Below are 25,524 nucleotides of genomic sequence, written 5' to 3'. Positions count from 1 at the left end.
AAATTTACTGCTGTAAACCCTCTTGCTACCAAAGGATCAATCGTTTACTTTGATTCTATTTACTATATCCCTAAATTTTTAAATAACCCCTGATAATTAGGATTAGTAGGATCTAATTGTTTTAATTGAAAAGCACTTTGTTGTGCTTTTGTTTGGTTTCCAGCTTGAATATAAACAAAAGTTAGTGCATAATAAAGATCGGGTGTAGAAGGGTTAATTCCTATTCCTTTTTGTAAAATGGCCTCGGCTTCCTTGAATTTCTTATCGGCATTCAGCATCAAACCATAATTGTAATACACTCTTGGATTTTGAGATTTTAACTCAACAGCTTTGATAAATGATTTTTCGGCTGCAGGTTTGTTGTTCATTTCATTGTAAAGCAGAGCCATATTATAATAAATACGATCATTGGTTGCATCGTTTTTTAAAGCACGTTGAAGCATTTCTAAAGAAGCATCATTCTTTCCAACAGTATTATACAACGAAGATAAATTAAGATAGGCATAATTGATTTGATTGTCTTTTTTGAGTCCTTTGAGATAGAAAGACTCTGCGTTGGTATAATCCTGTATTTTTAGATAATAATCAGCAAGCATAATATTACCAACCGAAAAATCGGTTTGATAACGAAGATAACTAACCAATTCTTTGTTCGCAGCTTCAAAAGCATTGACGTATTGCCCCGGAATTTGATCTTTAGGAATTGTAATAAATAAATCGGCAGCGGCAATACGAACGGCTCTTACTTTGTCTGAAAGCAAAGGAGCTACTTTGTTTATCCATTCATTAGGAGGGAAATTAGCCAAACTGCGTAAAGCTCTGTATCGTATTTGTGCATCTTTATGGTTTAGACAAGATATTAAAATATCCAAACTCGATGGAGTTGTAATACTGCCTAAGTAAAAAGCTGCCGTAGCTTTTATAATGTTCGGAGTCACTTTGGTATTGATTAATCGAGTAAGGTGGGCTTCACTGTCGGTATTCAATCTGCTTCCAGGAATCAGGTCATCTGCAAAATGATATTTTCGATTAGGACCATACCATTTGATAACCGCATCGGCCAGTACTTTTTCGGATTTGTCTTTATGACAGTTACTGCACGCGTTTGGGGTGCCATATTTTACTGAAAGATCAGGACGTGGCACTCTAAAACTGTGGTCATGACGCAAATCATTCCCCATGTATAATTTTCCGGGCATATGGCAGTTTACACACAATGAGCCTTTTGAGCCTGGAGTATGAAAAGTGTGCTTTGGAGTGTCATATTTTTTAGGGTTATGGCATTGCACACACGTTTGATTATCAATGTGTTTTAATTTGGTACTATGGGGATTGTGGCAATTGCTGCATTTTACGCCTTTACTATACATTTTGCTCTGTAAAAAGGAAGTATAAATATAATCTTCATCATTTACTTGTCCGTCAGCATGAAAAAACTCAGTATCCGGAATTTGCGGAATGTAGTTGTCCATGATTTCTTTACTGTCTATATGGTTAGGACTAATTTCGGTAGTACGGGCATGGCAAGGAGCACAAGTATTGATTTGTTCCAGTTGTCCGGAGTTTTTGCTTAATTTCATAAAACTGCCAGTTACTTTATCTCCCGATTTGTAATCAGAACTGTTTATATACTCTAAATGCTTTTGTCCGGCACCATGACAACTCTCACAGCTTACATTGATGATGCTGTAACTGGTTTTATAAGTATCGGTTTTGGTATCGTAATTTTTGTGCAAGTTGGTCGAATGGCAAGAAGCACACATTGTATTCCAGTTTTGGGAATTACCGGTCCAGTGCAACCAATCGTGAGAGGGTATTTTTTGACCAGCATATTGATTGAACCATTTTTTTTGATTGACATCCCAACTCAAGCGCGGTACTTGCAATCTTCCGCCAGGGAAATAAACTAGATATTGTTGTAAGGGCTTGTATCCAAAGATATATTTTACTTCAAAGTCGTGGTTTTTGCCATCATCACCTTCGGTATTAATAAAAAATTTTGATCCTTTTTTATAGAATTTACTGGTAACACCGTCTGCGGTGAATGTTACATTATTAAAATCCCCTTTTACAGTCGAATCATTGGGAGGAAGCATTGACATATAATGATCAGATTGTTTCCATTGATGATGCTCAGCGGTATGGCAATTTTTGCAGGATTGATCTCCTACATAAGCGTTGTTAGAAGAGAGAACTTCGGAGTATTCGGCATCTTTTGAGCTGCAACGGTCTACAATAAAAACCCTGAAAGTAATAAAGAGAATGAGGAGAATTGCAACGGCAATAGATGACTTTTTGAGCATAAAAAATAGATTTCCTCAAAAATATAGAATTATAAAATAGGAGCAAAGCTATTTTTGATGATAAACAGTCTTTAAGTGAGATTTGTTTTATATAAAGTAAAAAGAGTGCCTGAAAATTCAAACACTCTTTTAGGGTCATTATAAATTAAATTACATTACGCTTTCTTCTCTGATTTAGCTGCACAACAAGATTTTTTAGATTTGTCGCAAGCTTTTTTGTCTTTGGTGCTGCATTCTTTTTTAGGAGTTTCTTTTTTAGGAGCTTCTTGAGCATTTACACTCATTCCTGCTGAAAATAATGTTACGGCTAAAATGGCAATTAAATTTTTCATGTTTTTCTGTTTTTTGATTTTTAATGATGATTCAAAATTATAGTTTTTTTTGTAAGTCCGTCATTAATTAACTTTTTTATAACTCAATATTACTGATGTATTTAAAATAATGGTCAGATATAAGGACAAATCAAGTAGTATAGATAACATTCTTTTTCATTATCAACAGTATATGCTTAATCAAATGATTTAATAATAGGTTTCAATCAAAAAAAGAATCGTATATTCGTTTAGTAGCACTTTTCATAAGAAAAACAAAGAAGTATATTCCCGTTTGGATAAACAGAATACTACATGTAAAGTGATATTCTTTTGTTCATTAAATTAATCAAATATTCAAAAAGCTACTGAATTTGGGATAAATCTTAAGAGATAAAATTTGTGAATTAAATGAAAGAACTGTTATCATTTATTTTGTTTTTCGGTTTTTGTACGGCAAAAGGACAAATAACCATTGATGGTTGTCAAGAAAAAGCCAAAGCAAATTATCCGTTAATCAAGCAGTACGATTTGATTGCGAAATCGTCTGATTATACTATCTCCAATGCTAACAAAGCCTATCTTCCGCAGCTAAGTATAACGGGAATTGGTGGATACATTTTCAATGGATTGCCTGAATTTTCAGTACCAGGTTCAACTCCAGGTGAAAAAAATAAAGCCCAGTTTATCGGGATTGCTCAAATCAATCAAACCATTTGGGACGGAGGAGCCATACGTACCCAGAAAGATATTGCAAAATCAGCAGCCGAGGTCGAAAAATCAAGTGTTGATGTTTCTTTGTATTCTATTCGCGAACGTGTTAATCAAGTGTTTTTTGGGATTTTGTTAATCGATGAACAAAACAAACAATTGGATATTCTATACGATGAATTGAAACTGGGACAGAAAAAAGTTCGACTTTCTAAAGAAAACGGACTGGCCTATACATCGGATGTGGATGAGGTAAAGGCTGAAATGCTCAATTTGGAACAGAAAAAAATCGAATTCAATTATACCCGAAAAGGCTACGTGCAAATGTTGTCTTATTTAACGGGGCAGCAACTGGATGAAAATGTAAAGCTTGAGAAACCTATAATGGTTGAAACGGTAAATAATCTTAGTAATAACAGACCTGAGTTGAGTTTATACGCAAATCAGGTAAAATTAATAGAATCCCGTTCCAGTCTAAATGAGGTTTCCCTTATGCCTAAAGTCGGTTTAATAGGAGCCGGTATTTTAATTGAACCAGGGGTGAATTTTGGACCATCAAAGTTCAACGGATTTGCTTTAGCTGGACTGAGTGTATCCTGGAGCACAACAGGTCTTTATAAAAATAGGAACAACAAGGAGTTGGATAAAATTGAAATAGATAAAATCAACAATCAGCAGGATACTTTTTTGTTTAATAATAAATTGCAATTAGCACAAGCCAATAACGAGATCGAAAAGCAAAAAGCTATTATAGCGAAAGATGAGGAAATCGTAAAACTGAAAGGCAATATCAAAAAATCATACCAGCTCATGTATGACAACGGAATATGTGCCATGAATGATTTGCTGTCCTCCATGAACAAAGAGAATGAGGCTATTGGGAATCAGGCATTTCACAATGTACAATTGCAGATGAGTATTTACAACTACAAAACGATAAGCGGTAACTAAATTTAATTATATAAAAATGAAGTTCAATTTTTATAAAACAAGCATTATAGCTTTTTGTATTACCCTTTCTTCCTGTGGTAATAGCGAAAATGTCAATGAAGCCTCAGGAACTTTTGAAGCCACAGAAACAATAGTGTCGGCTGAAGCCAATGGGAAAATTTTGAAACTGACGATTAATGAAGGAGACCAATTGGGAAAAGGACAAAAAGTAGGTTTTATTGATAGCACCCAACTGCACTTGTCCAAAATGCAACTGAAGCAAAATGGAAGAGCTATTTTATCTGGACGTCCCGATAGTAAAGTACAAATTGAAGCTTTGCAGAAAGAGCGAGAAAATGCGGTTAAAGACAAAAAACGAATAGAAAATTTAGTAAAAGGAGACGTGGCTTCGCAAAAACAGCTTGACGATGCGAATTATAGAATTGCCATCATCCAATCTAAAATTGATGCCTTGAGCAGTCAATTGGCAACAACAACCAATAATCTTAATGAACAAAGCGGTTCAGTTGGGTTTCAATTAGCACAGGTGGAGGATCAGCTTAAAAAATGCAACATTATAAATTCCGTTTCGGGAACGGTATTGACCAAGTATGCAAATGAGTATGAAATGGCTACTGTAGGTAAGCCAATTTATAAAATAGCGGATTTGTCTACCCTCAAATTAAGAGCCTATATAACTGCTTCGCAATTTGCTAAAATTAAAATTGGAGATGTTGTAAAAATAAACGTGGATGCAGAAAACGGTAAATCAAAAACATATTCCGGAACCGTGGAATGGATAAATAGTAAAGCCGAGTTTACTCCTAAAACCATTCAGACGAAAGATGAAAGAGCCAATCTGGTTTATGCCGTAAAAATTAGGGTAAAAAATGACGGAACTTTAAAAATAGGGATGTACGGTGATGTCGTTTTTTGATGAGAATTAAAACAGGCATTTTCGAATCTGCAAAAAATCTGCTTGAAAATAATTAGCACACAGATTAAGCAGATTTATCTAGTAATATTATAAGAAAGACTCTGCGTCTTTGCGAGCACAATTTCTTGTAAAGACGCAAAGCATAAATTGGGGAGATAAAATACTTGATATAAGTAAAGGGCAACCACATAAAATATTATTCTAATGGACAATAAGGAAAATGTAGTTCCCATAAATGTAAGCCATATCAACAAATCGTATGGTAGCGGAAAAATAACGGCAGTACGCGAAGTGTCTTTTCAGGTGAACAAAAGCGAAATCTTTGGACTGATAGGTCCTGATGGCGCTGGGAAAACCACTATTTTTCGTATTCTGACCACACTTTTGAAACCTGATTCGGGAAACGCAACTGTAGATGGGCTAGATGTGGTTAACGATTTTAAGACAATCAGGCAAAGGGTAGGATATATGCCCGGTAAATTTTCGCTCTATCAGGATTTGACAGTTGAAGAAAATCTTAATTTTTTTGCCACTGTTTTTAATACTACGGTCGAAGAAAATTATGATCTCATAAAAGATATTTACCAGCAAATAGAACCTTTTAAAACCCGTAAAGCAGGCGCACTATCTGGAGGAATGAAACAAAAATTGGCATTGTCTTGCGCTTTAATCCATAAGCCATCGGTATTGTTTCTCGATGAACCCACAACAGGCGTTGATCCGGTTTCCCGAAAAGAATTTTGGGAAATGCTCAAGAAATTAAAAAAAGAAGGTATAACCATTTTGGTTTCTACGCCTTATATGGATGAGGCTACTTTATGCGATCGCATAGCCTTGATTTCGGAAGGGAAAATATTAAAAATTGATACACCCGAAAATATGATCAACCAGTTTGGGATGCCACTTTGGTCAGTTCAGAGTAATGACATGTACAAATTATTGAAAGACATAAGACAGTTTCCAGATGTAAAATCCTGTTTTGCTTTTGGAGACTCGCATCATGTAACTTTCAAAACGGAACAGATTTCGACAAAAGAATTAGAAAGTTTTTTGATTGAAAAAGGTCATATAAATATTAATATCCAACCAACTAAACCTAAAATTGAAGATTGTTATATGAATTTAGGTGTTTAAAAACCTCAAAATAAAATTTGAATGAAAGCAATTACGGTTAATAATCTGGTGAAACGCTTTGGTAATTTTACTGCTGTCGACAATGTTACCTTTGAGGTAAATCAGGGAGAAATTTTTGGTTTTCTGGGTGCAAACGGTGCCGGAAAAACAACAGCTATCCGTATGCTTTGCGGTTTGAGCAAACCTACATCTGGCGAGGGAACTGTGGCAGGTTTCGATATTCATAAAGACCCTGAACAAATCAAAAAGAATATTGGTTATATGAGCCAGAAATTTTCGCTCTATAATGACCTTAAAGTATGGGAAAACATTCGGTTGTTTGCCGGTATTTATGGTATGCCTGAAAAGGAAATAAGCACAAAGACGGATGAGTTGTTGCATACTTTAAATTTTGAATCAGAAAAGAATACCTTGGTAAAAGACCTTCCGCTAGGGTGGAAACAAAAACTGGCATTTTCTGTTTCAATATTTCACAATCCAAAAATTGTTTTTCTTGACGAACCCACAGGTGGTGTCGATCCTATGATTCGAAGACAATTTTGGGAGCTCATTTACGAGGCTTCTTCTCGAGGGATAACCATTTTTGTAACCACTCATTATATGGATGAGGCCGAATATTGTAACCGTGTTTCGATTATGGTTGATGGAAGAATAGATGCACTGGATACTCCAAAAAATCTTAAATTAAAATATAACGCATCAAATATGGATGAGGTTTTTCAGCAACTGGCTAGAAAAGCGATCCGAAAAGCAGATTAAAATGAAACAGTTTGTGTCATTCGTAAAAAAGGAATTTTTGCATATTTTTCGCGACCTGCGAACAATGATGCTGCTTTTGGTAATGCCAATTATCCAAATTCTTCTTTTTGGATTTGCTATTACTACCGAAGTCAAAAATTCTCAGGTGGCAGTTTATGATCCCTCAAAAAGTATTACTTCCAGAAAAATAATAGAGCGCATTAATTCCAGTAAGTATTTTGATATTGTAAAATATCTTAATGATCCTACCCAAATTGAACATGAATTTCGGGAAGGCAAAATTGGGTTAATCATGGTTTTCGACGAAAATTTTGAAACCAATCTTTTTCATTCTGGTAATTCTCATATTCAGATAATTGCAGATGCGACCGATCCTAATACGGCTACAGCTGTGACCAATTATGTCCGTGCTATTATAATGGATTATCAGCAGGATTTAATGCAAGGCATGAAAGTTCCTTACCAGATTTTGCCGGAAGTGAAAATGCTTTATAATCCTCAAATGAAAGATTCCTATAATTTTGTTCCGGGAGTTTTAGGGCTAATTATGATGCTTATTTGTGCCATGATGACTTCTATTGCCATTGTTCGGGAAAAAGAAATGGGGACTATGGAAGTATTACTTGTTTCACCACTCAAGCCTATTTATATCATACTAGCCAAAGCGGTGCCTTATTTTTTGCTTTCTTGTGTCAATACGGTATCAGTACTTCTTTTGGCAGTATACGTTCTGGGGGTTCCTGTTGCGGGAAGCTTGTTTTTGCTCGTGATCCTTTCGACGCTTTTTATTTTTGTTGCGCTTTCGTTGGGATTGCTGATTTCTACCGTCACACAAACCCAAATGGCGGCCATGCTAATTTCGGGAATGATTTTTATGATGCCTATAATGCTGTTGTCCGGAATGATTTTCCCTGTCGAAAATATGCCTTGGCCTTTGCAATGGCTGTCTAATGTCATACCGGCAAAATGGTACATCATAGCTGTTAAAAACATTATGATCAAAGGAACCGGTGTCTCTTCTATTTATAAAGAGCTGATAATACTCGGATTTATGGCTGTGGTAATTGTAGCCGTAAGTTTGAAAAATTTCAAAAATCGTTTAGAGTAGTTATGATAAAGTTTTTATTAGAAAAAGAATTCAAGCAAATTTTCCGCAATTCATTCTTGCCTCGGATGATTTTGTTATTTCCGGTGATGGTATTGTTGGTATTTCCTATTGCAGCCAATTTTGAAATAAAAAATATAAATCTGTGTGTGGTAGATAATGATCACAGCAGTTATTCGAATCAATTGGTACAGAAAGTGATTTCTTCAGGATACTATAAGCTGACTTCGGTTGCTGAAAATTCTAAAAAGGCACTTCATCAGATTGAAAAGGACGAAGCCGACATTATCTTGGAAATTCCAGCCAATTTTGAAAAAGATTTGGTTCGTGAACAAACGGCTCATTTGCTGATTTCAGCCAATTCTGTTAACGGTACAAAAGGTGGATTGGGGAGTGCTTATCTTAGTGGTATTATAACGGATTTTTCTAGTGAAGTGCGTGAAAAGTGGATCCAATCTGCATCATCAGCAAAATTTCCGTTTGTAGAAATAGTTTCCCAAAATAGGTTTAACCCTCATCTGAGTTATAAAATTTATATGATTCCGGCTTTGATGGTTATGGTGCTCACCATGCTTTGCGGTTTTCTTCCGGCTCTGAATATTGTTGGGGAGAAGGAAGCGGGAACTATGGAACAGATTAATGTGACTCCAATCCCAAAGTTTGTTTTTATAATTTCAAAGTTACTGCCGTATTGGATAATAGGATTTACGGTAATTACCATCGCTTTTGGTGTGGCTTACGCCGTTTATGGATTATCACCAATGGGCAGTTTAGGCACCATTTATTTTTTTGCGGCAATCTATATTTTGGGAATTTCTGGTTTTGGCCTTGTGATATCCAATTACTCCAATACCATGCAACAAGCTATGTTTGTGATGTATTTTTTTATGTTGATTTTGATATTAATGAGTGGTTTATTTACCCCAATTAACAGTATGGCCGAGTGGGCGCAGTACATCACCATCTTTAATCCTTTGAAATATTTTATGCAGGTAATGCGTATGGTTTATCTAAAAGGAAGTGGAATTTCTGAACTGGGTACCCAATTTTTCGCATTAACTTGTTTTGCTGTGTTTTTCAATCTTTGGGCGATTTTAAATTACAGGAAAACGGTTTGATGGGGTTAGGGCGGTAGGCAGTAAGCAGTAGGCAATAGGCAGTAAGCTTCTTGCAGCTGCAATAAAAATATAATTAATAAAACTTTCTCATAATGAAGTCTTTATCAGTAAATAGAATAGTGCAAATACTAATTGTAGCTGTTACAACTATAATAATGGGTGTTAAAATGTATCCGGAGGGAAAAACTGCTGTAGTAAAACAGGAGAAAAAAACCTATCAGCCCGGTGTGGTTTTTTCTTTTGATGACGATTACATAGAAGACTGGTACGTTGCTGAGAGACTGCTGCATCCTTGCGGTTGGAAGGCAACATTTTTTGTTTGTAAGTATGGTAGTTTGACCACAGAACAAAAATCGAAGTTGCATTATTTAAAAGCTATGGGACATGAAATTGCTGCGCATGGTTATAATCATCTTAATGCCCTGAAGTATTATAAGAAATTTGGAATGGAGAAGTATATTGAAGATGATATTTTACCTTTGAAAGCGGCTATGGCAAAAGACGGTTTTGATGTTCAGTCTTTTGCTTATCCAGACGGTGCACGTGATAATAGACTGGATAATGAATTACTTAAATATTTTGATATAATAAGGGGAACAACCTACGAAGAGATTCTGCCCAAATCACAATACTGCTATTATGAAGGTAAAAGAGTTATCTACGGACTCGGAATAGATGATGACTACAAACAGTTTAATCTTCCGTATTACAAAAGTCTTATGGATTATGCTAAAACCCACAATAAAATTGTGATATTTTATGGGCATAAGACAGTTCCAGATGCCGATGAAAAGCTGGAAACACCCCTTTCTGCACTAGAGGAGCTTTGCAAATATGCAAAGAATGCTGGGCTTAAATTTTATACAGTGAATGATCTCGCTAAGCTTTGATTCTAAATCAAAACTACTTTTTTGCGCCTTTTATCAGTTAGAGCATAGCAGTTCTTTTGCTTTACTATTTAGGATTTGTTTTGTGACTAAATGAATTGATTGTAATTTTATTACTCTTTATTTTTTTCTTCTTTCACAAACATATTAAACAATAATCCTCCCAGTAAACTGCCGTATAGAGTAGAGTTCAAGGGTTTTGAGGTTATGGCGCAACTACCCGAAGCACAACCAACAAAGTGATAATACAAATAGCCGGAAATGGCTCCGATTACGATTCCTATGCTGGTGATAATAATGGCTTTTCGGGTCATGAATTGCTTTTTTCGGTAATAACTCTAATCAAGTCACTGGTGCTTAACACTCCGGATTGTCTCCATAATTGTTTTCCGTTTTGGAATAGAATCATTGTAGGAACGCCTCGAACTTGGTATTGTGAGGCGATTTGCTGGTTTTTGTCTACATCAATTTTGATGATTGAAATTCGGTCGCCCAAATTATCTTTTACTTGTTTCAAAATAGGAGCCAATGTTTGGCAAGGTCCACACCAAGTGGCAAAAAAATCAACTAAAATCGGTTTTTCAGATTGAATAATATCGTTGAATGTACTCATTTTTTTGTGTATTTATTTTTGGGAACAGCACAACCATTTGGTCCGCAACCAGTATTAAAAATGGCTTGAACAAAGAAAAATATTCCAAAGGCTATAAAGAACCATTCATGTGTATAATAGGCTTGTGCAAATAGGAATACTGCAAAAGCGAAACGAAAAATACGCATGATATGCCAGTTCCTGAATAGTAGTTCTTTCATTTTTTTCTTAAAAAAGATTAAAAGATTAAAAGATTAAAAGATTAAAAGATTAAAAGATTAAAAGATTAAAAGATTAAAAGATTAAAGCTTTAAACAATTTTAAATTTTTAAATTTTTTCAATTTTATATTTAACATCATAAGCGATTTCATTTTGCAATGCTTCTAATGCAACTTCATTTTGGCTAACAATCAATACTTCAGCAAAATCACTGCTCATACTCACGTTTAAAATACCTTCGATAGTAGCAAATTTTTCGGAAACCGTATTTTTGCAACCGCTACATGTAATGCCTTCAAATGTATATAAATTGACCAATACTTCACTGTTCTTTTGCAATTCGATAAACAATTCGGAACCGGCTCTTGGTGCGGCTGAATTTTGGCAAACGTCCATTTTTAGAAAATGAAAAGCTTGTTGAAAAAGCAAAGTGTATTCTTCTTGGCTTCCGCCAAAAGGTGGGCCACTTTCGAATGTTCGGTTGAACAATAATCCGGCAATTTTTCCTTTTTCGGCCAAAAGCTGATGCATTTTCCAGACGTATTTTTGACGTATTGTTGGTGGTAGGGCACAAAAGAAAGTTTGTTCAAGGATTATGTCATACACTCCCTGATGCTCAAAAAAGTCTCCCAATACGATATTGATGTTGGGATTATCCTTGAATTTGGTTTTTAGATTTTCAACTAATGTTGGCGCGATATCAATTACGGTAACGTTTGTAAAGCCCAGTTCCAAAATGTATTCGGCTTCATAAGTATTCCCGCAACCAGGAATTAAAATTCTGACATCTTTATTTTCTAAAGTATTGATGTAACTTTTTAGGGGAGGGGACACTTCTCCTAAATCCCAACCTATTGTATTAGACTGGTATTGGCTATCCCAATAGGTTTGATCCAAAGGCCTTTCACAAGATGTCACACAGCATTGCAAGTTGTCCATAAAATTATAGTTTTTTATTATTGGTGTTTATTCCTAGGAGCTTATATAATGGGCTAAAGCCAATGAAACTGGTTAGCAAAAGAACAATAGCAAAAGCTAATAAAATGATTGCCAGCGTTCCATTTATAATACCTGAATAGTATAATATAGCAATGATAATTCCAATTACGGAACGAATCATTTTGTCTGTAGGACCTATATTTTTTTTCATGATAAGAAGTATTTATCAGTTAATGAAATACTTGGGCTATTTGAAATATTTTTTATTTGAATACTTTACTTTGACATACAAAATCGGTTCTCGGAATATCAGTTTTGGCAATAGCGCTAAATCCGCCTTCTATTTCGGTGAAATTTCTAAACCCACGAGCTTGCAAAATCGATGCCGCAATCATACTGCGATATCCTCCGGCACAATGCATAAAGAAATGTTCTTTTGGGTTGATGTCTTTTATCCATTCGTTGATGTTAGCCAAGGGTTTACTGAAAGCTTCATGAATATGCTCGGCACTGTATTCACTTTCTTTACGAATATCAATAATTGTGCTTTCGCCAATTTTTACTTCAGTTTTGAACTGCTCTGCTGTAATTCTATTTACGTGGTCAATTTCTTTGCCAGCATTTTTCCAAGCTTCAAAACCGCCTTCCAGATGTCCCACAAGATTATCAAACCCCACACGGCTCAAGCGAGTCACTGTTTCTTCTTCTTTTCCAACTTCGGTAACTAAAACAATAGGTTGGTTTACATTGGCAATCAAAGCGCCAACCCAAGGAGCAAAATCACCATTAATCCCTATGTTTATAGATTGCGGAATGTAGCCTTTGCTAAAAATTCCGTTATTTCGGGTATCTAAAATTAAGGCAGAAGTTTCTTCAGCCACAGTTTCGAATTCGGTTACAGATAAGGGCTTCATACCATGTTGCAATACATGCTGGAAACTATCATATCCTTTTTTATTCATGGATACATTCATTCCAAAATAGGCTGGGGGAGGTAGCAACCCGTCAGTTACTTCGGTGATGAATTCAGCTTCGGTCATATCGGCTCTCAAAGCATAGTTAGTTGCTTTTTGGTTTCCAATGGTAGAAACGGTTTCTTTACTCATATTCTTTCCGCAGGCACTACCGGCGCCATGGGCTGGATATACAATTACATCATCGGCCAGAGGCATTACTTTATCTCTTAACGAGTGAAATAACAATCCTGCCAATTGCTCTTGGGTCATCGATGCTGATTTTTGGGCAAGATCGGGTCTTCCTACATCTCCAATGAATAGAGTGTCCCCAGAGAAAATGGCATAGTCTTTTCCGTTTTCGTCGATTAATAAATACGTAGAACTTTCCAAGGTATGCCCAGGAGTGTGAAGTACTTTTATTTTGATGTTTCCAATTTCAAATACTTGATTGTCTACTGCAATAGTGGCTTCAAATTCTGGTTCTGCAGTTGGTCCATACACTATTGTTGCTCCAGTTTCTTTGCTTAAATCAAGATGTCCGGAAACAAAATCGGCATGAAAGTGAGTTTCAAAAATATATTTCAGTTTGACCCCATCACGAGCAATACGATCCAGATAAGGTTGTGTTTCCCTAAGCGGGTCTATTATAACAGCTTCTCCATCAGAAGTGATATAATAAGCACCTTGTGCCAGGCATCCTGTATATATTTGTTCTATTTGCATGGTATTTTATATTTAATTTGATACAAAGTTAATTCTGTTTTTTTATACTGTCAGTGACAATAGTTACTTTAACGAAAGTTTAATTTAAGAAAATTTCCTTGATAAGGATATAGATTCCCATTACCAAAACGAACCATCCAAAAAGAGGTTTGAGTTTGTTTCCGTCCATTCTTTTGGATAGTTGAGATCCAATAAGCATCCCTATAAAAGCAATACTCGATATTTCTAGTAAAAAGGGATAATCTATGGGAGTTCCAATATATAAGTCGCCTATAAAACCAATAGAGGAATTAATGAAAATAATCAATAATGAAGTCCCTACAGCTTGTTTCATGGGTAAATTGGCAAAAAATAGTAAGGCAGGAATAATTAAAAAACCACCTCCAGCACCAAGAAAACCAATTATGATTCCAACAACAGCACCAATCACAGAAAGCTGAGTAAAATTTGTTGTTGAAGATTTTATTTGAGAATTAGATTCTCTAATCATAGAAATAGATGCAGCCATCATAAGAACTGCGAAAATAATCATGATCAGAAAATTTTTGGTGATTTGAAAATCATTTATTGTAAAAAGTACATTAGGAATCTTTAGAAAAATGACTTCACGGATAATTAATATGGAAAAGACAGAAGGAACGACAAAATACAATGCCGATTTAATTTTCAGATTTCCCATTCTGTAATGACTGAAACATCCTGATAAAGCGGTTATGCCCACAATGAACAGTGAATATGTAGTTGCTAATTTTGGATCTATTTTGAATAAATAGACCAATATGGGAATGGTTAAAATAGATCCTCCACCACCTATTAATCCTAACGAAAGACCTATTATGACAGAAGCCAGATAACCAAAATATTCCATGTTTTTATATTCTTAATTTAGATTTACTGCAAATATGCGAAGACGGTTTTTTATTTACAGTAACATTTGTCACATTAAGATAATCTACATCAAAACTTCAATTTGGTTGCGAGACAAAACAACGAGACCTCTTTGTTCCATTTTTTTGAGTAGTCTTGAAATTACTTCTCTGGAGGTATTCAAATCTGATCCAATTTCTTGATGAGAAAGTTTTAGTTCCTTGCTGCCACACACATCAACTTGGCGTTTCAGGTAGAACTCCAGACGTTCATCCATAGCTCTAAAAGCAATACTGTCAATAACTTCCAGTACTTCTTCAAAGCGGTTACGGTAGGTACTAATTACAAATTCATACCAACTGCGATGTTCCATCATCCATTTATCCATCAAGGATAGAGGAAGCATGATTACTTCGGCATTCTCAACAACTTTAGCCATAATTTGGCTTTTTTCATTTTTGGTGGCACAAACCATAGATAGTGCACATGCTTGCCCAGGTTTTAAGTAGTACATAAAAAATTCGCCACCATCAATATCTTCACGATAAACTTTGATGGTTCCTTTGGTAACCAGAACTGTATTCTTGATATACTGCCCGGTGCGCATGATAACTTCGCCAGCACTAAAGTCTTTGATGACTTCGTTTGTTTTTATCTCTTGTATCAATTCGTTAGAAAAGGATGGAAATATTTTTTTTAATTGTTCTGGCATTTTGATTTTTGTTTTGGAATGGAGTTGGAATACTAACACTGTAAAAGTAGTGAAAAAGATGCTATTTTTTGTGAATGAATAGTTAACTACCATTTCTAAGTTGCCTTGAAATGAAATTATTAAAAATAGAATTTACCGAGCCAAAAGCAGTTCTATTTTATGGTTTAATTAGATAAAATTGCTATACACTGCATATTAGTACTTTACGAAATCGTTTTCTACGATTTATTGGCTAATTCACAAAAAAGAGGGCTAATGTTTGAGTAAAACCTCGTATTTTTACAGAAAAATATATATTATGAATTTAACACAAGAAGAATGGGTTTCTCAATTTGAAGCCGATGAAAACGCAGTGATACTAGATGTAAGAACCGAAGACGAGTGCGATCAAGGCATAATCGAAGGTGCTATAAATATTGATATTCATAAAGGACAGGAATTTATTGATGCTATTGAGGCATTAGATAAAAGCAAAAGTTATTATGTGTATTGCCGTTCTGGAGCAAGAAGTGCAAAAGCCTGTGAAATCATGAATGAATTAGGTATAGAGCATGCTTATAATCTACTGGGTGGAATTATAGAATGGGAAGGCGATATCGTCTAAACTGTATAACTAAAAAAAGAGGCTTATGCCTCTTTTTTAAATTTTAGATATTAACAACCAAAAATTAACCAAAGAATGAATGTAATACCACAAGAATTCCAAATTACAAAACCGCTTATACAAGACACCTATTTAGTAAATGGTGAATTAAAAAAATGGACAGGGGAATTGACCCCTGTATATTCTACAATTTCTTCAACCGAGAAGTATGAACCAACATTGTTGGGCTCTATTCCTTTTATGGGCGAAGCAGAAGCTTTAGAAGTGGCAGAATCAGCAAGGGCAGCTTTTAATAACGGACAAGGTTTATGGCCAACCATGAAAGTTGTTGATCGGATTAAGTGTATGGAAAAATTTGTAGTCCAAATGAAAACAACCCGTACCGAAGTAGTTAAGCTTTTGATGTGGGAAATAGGAAAAACACTTGGAGATTCTGAAAAAGAATTTGATAGAACTGTAGAGTATATAAATGATACCATAGAAAGCTACAAAGAATTGCACAGTAGTTCAGCCCATTTTTCTAAAGTGCAAGGGATAAATGCTATGGTGCGTAGAGGACCTCTTGGGGTAGTTTTATGTCTAGGGCCTTATAATTATCCATTAAACGAAACATTTTCATTGCTTATTCCGGCATTAATTATGGGTAATCCTGTGATTTTTAAACCTGCAAAGCATGGCGTTTTATTAATTTCTCCATTGCTGGAAGCTTTTAAAAGTAGTTTTCCAAAAGGGGTAATCAGTATTGTTTATGGAAGAGGCCGTGAAATTGCCTCACCAATAATGAGATCTGGAAAAGTTGATATTTTGGCTTTGATTGGAAACAGTAAATCGGCTATCGCATTGCAAGACCAACATCCGAACAAAAACAGATTGCGTTTGGTGTTAGGATTAGAAGCCAAAAACCCAGCAATAATTTTACCGGATGCCGATTTGGATTTGGCAATCCAAGAGTGTATTACAGGAACTTTGTCTTTTAACGGGCAACGTTGTACCGCACTGAAAATTCTGTATGTGCACGAATCAATTGCGGAAGAATTCAACAGACGTTTTGCTGCCAAAGTAGATGCTTTATTATATGGGAATCCGTGGGATAAAGGAGTGTCATTAACACCATTGCCAGAAACCGAAAAACCAGCTTATATTCAGGAATTAATTGATGATGCAACTAGCAAAGGAGCACAAGTGATCAATGCAAAAGGAGGAGAGCGTACGGATAATTTTATATTTCCAGCAGTTTTGTTTCCTATAAATAAAGATATGCGTGTGTACCATGAAGAGCAATTTGGACCAGTTGTACCAATTTTGACTTTCAAGGACATTCAAGAGCCATTGAATGATATGGCTGAATCGAACTATGGGCAACAAGTGAGTTTGTTTGGCAAAAACATCAAAACCATTGCGCCACTTATAGATACCTTGGTTAATTTGGTATGTAGAGTAAACCTGAATAGTTCTTGCCAAAGAGGGCCGGATGTTTTCCCATTTACAGGAAGAAAAGACTCCGCTTTTGGGACATTAAGTATTCATGATGCTTTACGTTCTTTTTCTATAAGAACTTTTGTAGCCTCAAAAGACAATGCTTATAACAATGAAATTTTACAGGAATTATTGAATAGCAAAGAATCAAATTTCATTAATACGGATTATATATTATAAGACTGTTTTTTATGTCTTTCTAAAAGCATCCCATTTCTAGGAATGGGATGCTTTTTTGTTTTTTATAATTTCTAACTAGAAAAAGATATTGCACTTGTTTGAAAACTAAATATAAATATATTAATTGTTATAATTTAAAACTTACAATGTTGTTTTTTGAGTGCATTTTATCGATAAAAAGGGTTTTTAATCTGTTTTGTTGAATTAATGTTTTATCTTTATTACACAAAATTAGAATGTTTTACTTTTTAATTTAAGCAATTGAGTAGTTGGTCTACCTGTATTAATTTCAGTTGTTTTAAAAAAATGTTTTTTGTATTTGGAGTAAGTAATTACCAAGATTTGCAAAAAAACTTTGGATACTTATTTTTTGTACATCAACATGGCAATAATGATTTTGATAGAGATAGAATTCTTTAAAAATTAATTATAGTTACAGATGAAAAAAAATGCGCCAATAGTATTAATTGTAGTTGGATTAATGATCTCTATTTATTTTTCTTCTAAAGAGAATGAAGAATCTACTAATAATTTAAGGTTTAACAACGCCACTAAATCAATTGCTAAAACTAAGTATAAAGTAAATCTGGATAGTATACTGTTTGCTTATAAGGCAATAGAGAATAAAGAAGAAGTATCCGTTTTTCTGGATAAATTAGAAAACTATTCGAAAGTTCTAAATCAAAAATACGAAGCCTCCGAAAAACGAAAAAAAGAAATTGCTTTTGAGAAAGAAAACATTCAGTTTATGAAAAGCAAAGCGGGAAAGATTAAAAAATTACACCCGGAATGGAGCAAAGAAGATTGTGAGAAACTAGCCAACAATTATATCTGGAAAGGAATGCATATAGATATGGTAAAATACAGTAAAGGGAATCCAGATGATATAAATATATCCAGTAAAGGATTTTCGAGCGAATACGAATATGTTTGGAAAGACGAAGGTGTTTCACATTTTTATACAGGAAAAGAAAGAGTTGTTGTTGATTATGATTAGTCGTTATTTTTAGTGTAAAATTGTTATTAATTGATTGTTAATTGTTTATATTTGTAAGGAAAGTCATTCTGATGTTCTTCTAAAAAGAACTTTTGACGTACAGTAACGATTCAGTATTTTGAGAAGGAATAGGATATCTATTGAGCCTCCATTTAATATGGAATCAATCTGATATACCAGCTATAATTTATGTTTCTAGCAGAACATAGTGATTAAAATACCACCCCCTTCATTTTAATCCTAAAGCCTTTGAAATTCATTGCTTACTGAATAGTTTCAATTACTACTAACTTTAGACTTATAAATGATGAGCCAATTACGAAAAAATAGTATTTTCTTATTTTTTATTTTTTTATTTGTTACAGTACAAGCTAAAAATAACATTGCTTTCTTAGGGGGAAATAAATTTGAGAAAAAGACAGCTTCGGTTGTGTCAATTTTTACTAGAACAACTTGTGATACTATAAAAACGGTTAATGATAGTATTAAAGATGAAAAGAATACTGTAAAGAAAACAACTGTAAATGAGGTTAATGTTGCTTTATTGCCTCCAGATGCCACATTAATTGGGACAGGTTCAGGAACGGTATATAATGGAATTCCAGTTTTTAGAAATTGTTCAAATCCGGCTTCTGCTGATTTTTCTTTTAGAAATGGTTCTACAACAACAGCAACAAATGTAAGTTATAAAATAGTATGGGGTGATGGTTCTCCAGATTTTGTAACAGCTGCTCCTTGGAATGTCATACAAAATCATACTTATCTCAGAGGAACTTATAATTTGGTATTTACCGTAGTTAATAACTTAGGAGAATCTACGTCTAAAAATTATACCGTTTTTGTAGGTGCAAATCCAGAAGTTTCAATTAGTAATCCGGGGGGAAATTCTATTTGTACCAATAATCAGCTTTCTTTTAAAATTTTAGGAATAGCTAATAATTCCCCATCTACGGTTTATAAAGTAACTATAAATGATGCAGTTCCACCTAGTGTGCAATTTTACAATCAGCCTGCACCAGGAGTAGATTTTATAGATGTAACACATACTTTTGTAAATACTTCATGTGGGACGAATAGCCAAGTTGGTAATGCAACTTATACGGATGCGTTTTATGCATCTGTAGAGGCTTCTAACCCTTGTAATGTTGCGACAGGTTTGATTGCTCCGTTATATGTTTCGACAGCACCTGTACCTAATTTTACAATTTCGACAGCAGTAGTACCGCCAAGTACAGTACCAATAAATTGTACCAACACCACAATTCGATTCACTAATACTTCAATAGGAGGATCATTAGCAAGTGCACTGGGATGTAATACAAATTCTAAATTTGTTTGGACAGTTTCGCCTGCTACTTACACTATAAACGGAGGAACTTTGGGAAACGACTTTGGTACTTCTGATACAGATTTATGGGATTCTGGATCAAGTCCTTTGGATTTACAATTTACTGCACCGGGAACTTATACCATCACATTGAAAATTGGAAATGCTTGTGGTACGAATCAAATTTCGAAAACGATTTGTATTGAAAGTCCGTTAGTTCCCGCATTTACATTAAATACGAATTCGGTTTGTACTACAGCTCCTGGAAATGGCGATATCATTGTTAACAATACAACCGATGAAAGCAAATCGTGTATTCCGCCTACCTATAGTTGGTCAGTGATTTATACCCCTTCTTATTGTGGGACTTCTTCCAATTGGAATTTTACAGGAGGAACTAACAGTACATCCAAAAATCCTTCTTTTCATTTTATTAATCCGGGAACTTATTTGCTAAAATTAGATGCCAAAAATTCCTGTGGGACTATTTCAACATCTCAAGTTGTAGAGGTTAAACAGCCTCCAATGGTAAGTATAAATTCAATAAACCCAATGTGTAGCGGGTATACAATAGCGAATCCGTTAAATCCAACAGCAGTAGTTAATGGTTGTGCCCCAGCATCAAGTACTTTAACTTATGCCTGGAGTTTTCCGGGAGGAACACCAGCTTCTTCAACTTTAGCAAATCCTACAGGAATAACATATCCTGCAAGTACTACTACACCTGTTACTTATACAGTTTCTTTGAGTGTGACTAATGAGTGCGGAACTACAGTAGCTACACCACAAACTTTTACAATTAAGCCTATACCTCATGTAGCCAATACACCTCCATTAGAACAAACCATCTGCTCAGGTACCAATTCTACAAAGGTTGATTTAATCCCGGATTATGTTAGAACTGAAAATACTTTCAGTTGGACCGCTACTGCTACTCCAGGAATAACCGGTTTTCTAGCTACATCCCCAGGTATAGCAGGAGATCCGGCAACACCGGTATTTGAAATTCCATCACAAACTATTTCTACTACCAATACCATTTCAGGAACAGTTACTTATACTATAACTCCATGGGCATTTGGATGTCCGGGACCCACGGTAGATTATGTAATAAAAGTAGATCCTTTGCCTTATTTTACAACTCAACCAGTTGATAACGGTTTATGCCAAGGAGGTATAACAAATCCGTTAACAGTTGCGGTTAATGTAGTGCCAAGCAGCTACCAATGGTATTCGAATACAGTTGATAATACTACTACCGGAACTATAATTGTGGGTGCGAATAGTTCAACGTATACACCTCCAAATACTTTCGGAACAATCTATTATTATTGTACAGTAACATTTGCAGTAGGAGCTTGTACTAGTATAACATCCGAAACGGCAAAAGTAGAAGTGAAAATCGTTCCAACAATAGATATACAACCGCTTTCGACACAAAATTTGTGTGTTGGCGGAGTAACCCCAATACCATTGACGGTTCATTATATCAATGGTGCGGGTGCCGCAAGTTATCAGTGGTATACCAATTCAACTAATTCAAACAGTGGAGGAACACCAATTACAAACGCCAATACGGATAGTTTATATGCAGCTGCTCAAGCTTCACCGGGTTCTTATTATAATTATGTGGTGATTACGATTGCAGGAAATGGCTGCGGAATATTGACCAGTAATACGGCAGAGATTGTAACCGTTGCAGATCCTGTATTTACTTCGGTGATACCACTCCCGAATCAGGAAGTGTGCCAAAGTATTGCACCAGCCTCAAATGCATCTCCTTGGGCAGTTACCGTAAGTGGTGGATTGGATCAAAACGGAGGCACAACTGGCACTTTTACTTATAATTATCAATGGTATTTGAACAATGGTTCGACTCCGGTTAGTGGAGCGAATTCGGCTAGTTTTACTCCACCAACAAACCAAGTGGGAACTTTTTCCTATTCTTGTGATGTTACACAATCTAATAATAGAGGATGTAATGTGACAACTCCTTTTGCCCAAGTCAAAGTTAATCCTCAAGCCACAATTACGGTTAACCCAATTTCTGAGAGTATATGTGTTGGGGGAGTTTTTGCTCCTTTGAATGTTTCATATACAGGATCATTTGGTACACCACAGTACCAATGGTTTTCGAATATGACAGCTTCAAATACGGGTGGTACATTAATTTCGGGAGCAAATACTTCTAGTTATACTCCAACTGATATCACAACTCCAGTAAAATATTACTATTGCGAAATTTCTTTCCCATCTGGCGGATGTAACCCTATAAGCTCTAATTTTGCAACGCTAAAAGTCAATCAGCAAACCACAATTGCAACACAGCCTACAGCAAGTCAGACTCTTTGTGTAGGAGGAACAGGAACATTATCCGTAGTTCCCGGAAATGGCGCAGGAACGCCAACTTATCAATGGTATTATAATGGTTCGACAAATTCGAATATAGGAGGTAGTCCAATTGCTAATTCAAATAGTGATAGTTTTACACCTCCGCCATTTGCGACAATAGGAACATATTATTATTATGTTACCATTCAGTATAGCGGTAATGGTTGTAATCTAGCTACAAGTTCTGTTGCACAAATTATTGTAGTATCAGATCCAGCGATAACCCAACAACCCATTGCTAGTCAAATAATATGTAAAGATGCATTACCATTGAAGGTAGTTGCTACGGGTGGTTATGTAAACGGTTCCTATTTGTATCAATGGTATTCAAATACAACGAATTCAAATAGTGGTGGAGTTCTTATTGCTGGTGAGACTCTGGATACCTTTACTCCTCCAAATGAGGCACCGGCTGAGAACAGTTCAATAACAAAGTATTTTTATTGTGAAATAAAACAAATAGGGGCTGGTTGTGGTGTTACCAGTAACACAGCACAAGTGATAACTTATCCGCAACCTAAAATGGATGTGCAACCGCAATCCAGTACTATTTGTTTAGGACAAGCAGCTCCAGTTTTGGGAGTAACTTCTCATGATGGGGTACGTGTTTCAGGTTCGCCTACCTATCAATGGTATTCTGATTCGAACGGAGATTATATAGGAAGCACATTAATAACAGGAGAAACTACAGCTAGTTATACACCTCCAGTTAGTGTCGTTGGAACAAATTACTATTATTGTGTTATTACTTTTTTGGGTGGTTGTAATTCTCTTTTTTCGAATATAGCCACAATTACTGTAAATCCTGTGCCGGTAATTGCACCAAAAACAACAGCTACCTGTAATGGTGTCGCATTTAGTATCACACCTGTAAATGGAGGATCAGAAATTGTCCCTCCAAGAACTGTTTATACTTGGTCGAATCCAATGATAAGTCCAGCAGGAACTATAACTGGCGGTAGTACTCAAGTTACACCTCAATCTAATATAAGTCAGACTTTAACAAATACTTCTACCAGTTTAGCTACGGCGACTTATACTGTAACACCAACTTCGGGGGCATCATGTGTGGGAGCGACTTTTACGATTGTTGTAACTGTTAAACCATCTATGTATGCTAACGAAATAATTACTAATAGCAAATGTTTTCAGGCCCATAATGGTTCTATTAGTACCAATATAGCAGGAGGAATCCCTTTTGGAGGGGCAACACCTTATATTGTTTTATGGACAGGCCCCAATGGCTTTACATCTTCGGCTACAACAATTTCATCATTAGCTCCGGGGATTTATCATTTGAATATAAAAGACAATAGCGGCTGTGCCAATTTTGATAAAGATTATACTGTTACAGAACCCAATGACATGCTCATTAGTACTGTTACTGAAAAAGATATTACTTGTTTTGGTGACGGCAATGGTGCTATCGATATTAATGTTTCTGGAGGAACGCCGCCTTATGTGTATGTATGGACCAAAAATGGAGCCACTTATCCTGTAACGACTCAGGATTTGTCAAATTTAACTCCAGGGACGTATGTTGTCACCGTTACAGATTTTAATGGCTGTGCGCCTGTAAATAACCCAAAAACAATTTCTTTTACCATTACACAGCCACCTGTTTTGGCAGTAAGTTTAGTGAATCAAGTCAATGTAAAATGTTATGGAGATGCCACAGGAGCCATTACGGTTAATACAATTGGTGGGACTCCATTTCCGGTTGGGCAATACAATTATATGTGGACGGGACCAAATGGTTTTAGAAGTACAAATCAGAATTTATCAGGACTCTATGCAGGGGTTTATGATCTGATAGTTTCGGATAAATCAAATTGTCAAACGTCTTTAAGGGTTACGATAACTCAAAATAGCGAAATCATCATCAAAGCTACAGTAACTGGGTTGAGTTGTTCGGGATATAATAATGGATCTATAGATTTGGTAGTTTCAGGAGGAATTCCACCGTATCAGTATTCGTGGAGTAATTTTGGTAGCGGATCCTCACAGGACAATCTCGCTCCTGGAGATTATACGGTAACTGTTACCGATGCGCTACTTTGCGTAAAGAAGAGTACTATAACTGTGCCTGTTCCTCCGCCTTTCAGTATCAATCCGGTGAAGACAAATATATCTTGTTTTGGCTCTAAGGACGGAAGTATAGCACTAAATATAAGCGGGGGTGTATCTCCGGTAAAAGTACTTTGGGATGATAATCCTTCGGCAGGAAGTACCAGAAATAATTTGGCGGCCGGAACATATTCGGTTACGGTATCTGATGGCGCACCTTGTTTTATAAAAGAGTCTTTTGTAATTGTAGAACCTCAACAATTGGTGCTTACGGCTAATTTAACCAATGCCTTCGATTGTAATAATGCCAATAGTGGAGCCATAAATCTTTTGGTCTCAGGAGGTACTGCTCCTTTTACCTATGCTTGGTCAAATGGCAGTACAACTGAGGATTTAACCAATATACCAGCGGGAAATTATCTCGTAACGGTTACAGATGCAAGAGGATGTAAAAAGCAAGCCGAATATGTTATTTATAGACAGCCCCCAATTGTAATTGCAGTAGAAACCCAAACAGATTTTAATTGTGATACCCGTTATGTGCATCAAACTTTTGTGGCCAATGTAACTGGTGGGGTACCGCCCTATAAATTGTCTTGGTCTAGTGGAGTTGTTAGTGGGGCTAATAATGAAATTATGAATACCAACCAAAACGGAGCTGTAACACTTAGTGTAGTAGATGGTTTAGGGTGCCCAGCTCTTTATACTTTTGATGTGAAAATTCCAGAATTGGGCTATCCTAGTTTTTTAACCAGTTCATATGCCTTTACTACTTATGGGGTATATTCTGTGGTAGATCCTATCCTATTTACCAATACTTCTAATGGAGATTTTATAAGTGTGGCATGGAATTTTGGTGACGGAAGTGTTTCTAATGAAATAAACCCAAAGCATTCATATGTACTTGCCGGAGAGTATTTGGTTTCGCAAATGGTAACTTATCCTTTTGGGTGCGTTTATACTAGTACTCAAAAATTAAGTATCGAGAAAGGATATGAATTGATTTCTCCAACTGCGTTTACACCAAACGGAGATGGTATAAATGATTTTTTTACCCCTCAATTTTTAGGAATGAAATTAATACAGTTTGAAGTGTATAATACATGGGGTGAACTTGTTTATTCTGAGGAAGGGGAAACCATTAGAGGATGGAGTGGCTATGTAAAGAATAAGCTTTCAGAGAATGGTAATTATTACTATAAAATTAAAGCAACTACTTTTTATGGTACCGAGATTTTAAAAGAGGGGCCTTTTACTTTACTTAATTAAAATAGCAAG

21 protein-coding genes are annotated in these 25,524 nt (G+C 35.6%); 11 read left to right on the top strand and 10 right to left on the bottom strand.

Going from position 1 to position 25,524, the window contains the following annotated elements:
- Window positions 1–62 precede the first annotated feature (62 nt).
- Together OZP08_RS16535 and OZP08_RS16530 are read right to left on the bottom strand one after the other, a co-directional pair.
- A complete protein-coding gene (locus OZP08_RS16535; RefSeq protein ID WP_281322373.1) occupies window positions 63–2,303 on the bottom strand; it encodes a tetratricopeptide repeat protein in 2,241 nt (746 codons plus the stop codon).
- A 155-nt stretch (window positions 2,304–2,458) separates the two neighbouring features.
- Window positions 2,459–2,635 carry a hypothetical protein gene (locus OZP08_RS16530; RefSeq protein WP_268847206.1) on the bottom strand — a complete coding sequence of 59 codons (177 nt, stop codon included), beginning with the start codon at window positions 2,633–2,635 and terminating at the stop codon, window positions 2,459–2,461.
- A gap of 390 nt (window positions 2,636–3,025) precedes the next feature.
- Here OZP08_RS16530 and OZP08_RS16525 point away from each other — a divergent pair, with 390 nt between their 5' ends.
- From OZP08_RS16525 to OZP08_RS16495, 7 genes are all read left to right on the top strand, one after another.
- Window positions 3,026–4,276, top strand: a complete 1,251-nt coding sequence (locus OZP08_RS16525; RefSeq protein ID WP_268847205.1) for a TolC family protein — start codon at window positions 3,026–3,028, stop codon at window positions 4,274–4,276.
- 16 nt (window positions 4,277–4,292) lie between these two features.
- Complete coding sequence (locus OZP08_RS16520; protein WP_268847204.1) at window positions 4,293–5,192, top strand: HlyD family secretion protein; 900 nt, start codon at window positions 4,293–4,295, stop codon at window positions 5,190–5,192.
- Window positions 5,193–5,396: 204 nt separating this feature from the next.
- Window positions 5,397–6,326, top strand: coding sequence for an ABC transporter ATP-binding protein (locus OZP08_RS16515; protein WP_281322372.1), 930 nt, complete (start codon window positions 5,397–5,399; stop codon window positions 6,324–6,326).
- Between the two features lie 21 nt (window positions 6,327–6,347).
- Window positions 6,348–7,085, top strand: a complete 738-nt coding sequence (locus OZP08_RS16510; RefSeq protein WP_281322371.1) for an ABC transporter ATP-binding protein — start codon at window positions 6,348–6,350, stop codon at window positions 7,083–7,085.
- A 1-nt stretch (window position 7,086) separates the two neighbouring features.
- Entirely contained in the window at window positions 7,087–8,193 is a 1,107-nt protein-coding gene (locus OZP08_RS16505; RefSeq protein WP_268847202.1) for an ABC transporter permease, read from the top strand.
- Window positions 8,194–8,195: 2 nt separating this feature from the next.
- The gene (locus OZP08_RS16500) at window positions 8,196–9,308 is read left to right on the top strand and encodes an ABC transporter permease (RefSeq protein WP_268847201.1); all 1,113 of its coding nucleotides are present in this window, start codon (window positions 8,196–8,198) and stop codon (window positions 9,306–9,308) included.
- 92 nt (window positions 9,309–9,400) lie between these two features.
- Window positions 9,401–10,198, top strand: coding sequence for a polysaccharide deacetylase family protein (locus OZP08_RS16495; RefSeq protein ID WP_281322370.1), 798 nt, complete (start codon window positions 9,401–9,403; stop codon window positions 10,196–10,198).
- Window positions 10,199–10,308: 110 nt separating this feature from the next.
- On the opposite strand, the gene OZP08_RS16490 is transcribed toward OZP08_RS16495, so the two are convergent.
- The 8 genes from OZP08_RS16490 to OZP08_RS16455 form a co-directional block, all read right to left on the bottom strand.
- Entirely contained in the window at window positions 10,309–10,509 is a 201-nt protein-coding gene (locus OZP08_RS16490) for a DUF6132 family protein (RefSeq protein ID WP_268847198.1), read from the bottom strand.
- Window positions 10,506–10,808 (bottom strand): thioredoxin, encoded by a 303-nt coding sequence (gene trxA / locus OZP08_RS16485; protein ID WP_268847197.1) that lies wholly within the window; start codon window positions 10,806–10,808, stop codon window positions 10,506–10,508. The genes OZP08_RS16490 and trxA overlap by 4 nt, the downstream gene beginning before the upstream one ends.
- Window positions 10,805–11,008, bottom strand: coding sequence for a hypothetical protein (locus OZP08_RS16480; protein WP_281322369.1), 204 nt, complete (start codon window positions 11,006–11,008; stop codon window positions 10,805–10,807). Before OZP08_RS16480 ends, trxA begins: the two co-directional genes overlap by 4 nt.
- Before the next feature lie 107 nt (window positions 11,009–11,115).
- Window positions 11,116–11,946: a methyltransferase domain-containing protein gene (locus tag OZP08_RS16475; RefSeq protein WP_281322368.1), complete on the bottom strand. Its 831-nt coding sequence runs from the start codon at window positions 11,944–11,946 to the stop codon at window positions 11,116–11,118.
- Between the two features lie 4 nt (window positions 11,947–11,950).
- Window positions 11,951–12,157, bottom strand: a complete 207-nt coding sequence (locus OZP08_RS16470) for a YgaP family membrane protein (protein ID WP_281322367.1) — start codon at window positions 12,155–12,157, stop codon at window positions 11,951–11,953.
- Window positions 12,158–12,209: 52 nt separating this feature from the next.
- Entirely contained in the window at window positions 12,210–13,625 is a 1,416-nt protein-coding gene (locus OZP08_RS16465) for an MBL fold metallo-hydrolase (protein WP_268847195.1), read from the bottom strand.
- A gap of 79 nt (window positions 13,626–13,704) precedes the next feature.
- Window positions 13,705–14,493: a sulfite exporter TauE/SafE family protein gene (locus OZP08_RS16460; protein WP_268847194.1), complete on the bottom strand. Its 789-nt coding sequence runs from the start codon at window positions 14,491–14,493 to the stop codon at window positions 13,705–13,707.
- Window positions 14,494–14,577: 84 nt separating this feature from the next.
- Complete coding sequence (locus OZP08_RS16455) at window positions 14,578–15,204, bottom strand: Crp/Fnr family transcriptional regulator (RefSeq protein WP_281322366.1); 627 nt, start codon at window positions 15,202–15,204, stop codon at window positions 14,578–14,580.
- A 298-nt stretch (window positions 15,205–15,502) separates the two neighbouring features.
- On the opposite strand from OZP08_RS16455, the gene OZP08_RS16450 reads away from it, so the two are divergent.
- The 4 genes from OZP08_RS16450 to OZP08_RS16435 all read left to right on the top strand — a co-directional run bounded on the left by OZP08_RS16450 (window position 15,503) and on the right by OZP08_RS16435 (window position 25,515).
- Window positions 15,503–15,808, top strand: coding sequence for a rhodanese-like domain-containing protein (locus OZP08_RS16450; protein WP_268847193.1), 306 nt, complete (start codon window positions 15,503–15,505; stop codon window positions 15,806–15,808).
- 75 nt (window positions 15,809–15,883) lie between these two features.
- Window positions 15,884–17,464 (top strand): NADP-dependent glyceraldehyde-3-phosphate dehydrogenase, encoded by a 1,581-nt coding sequence (locus OZP08_RS16445; RefSeq protein ID WP_268847192.1) that lies wholly within the window; start codon window positions 15,884–15,886, stop codon window positions 17,462–17,464.
- A 439-nt stretch (window positions 17,465–17,903) separates the two neighbouring features.
- Window positions 17,904–18,461 (top strand): hypothetical protein, encoded by a 558-nt coding sequence (locus OZP08_RS16440; RefSeq protein WP_281322365.1) that lies wholly within the window; start codon window positions 17,904–17,906, stop codon window positions 18,459–18,461.
- Window positions 18,462–18,891: 430 nt separating this feature from the next.
- Window positions 18,892–25,515, top strand: coding sequence for a DUF8696 domain-containing protein (locus tag OZP08_RS16435; protein ID WP_281322364.1), 6,624 nt, complete (start codon window positions 18,892–18,894; stop codon window positions 25,513–25,515).
- The last annotated feature ends 9 nt before the right edge of the window (window positions 25,516–25,524 follow it).

The organism is Flavobacterium aestivum, assembly GCF_026870175.2.
GTDB lineage: Bacteria > Bacteroidota > Bacteroidia > Flavobacteriales > Flavobacteriaceae > Flavobacterium > Flavobacterium aestivum.
The sequence above is the reverse complement of the archived record's forward strand: the minus strand, read 5'-3'. Positions and strand labels throughout refer to the sequence as shown.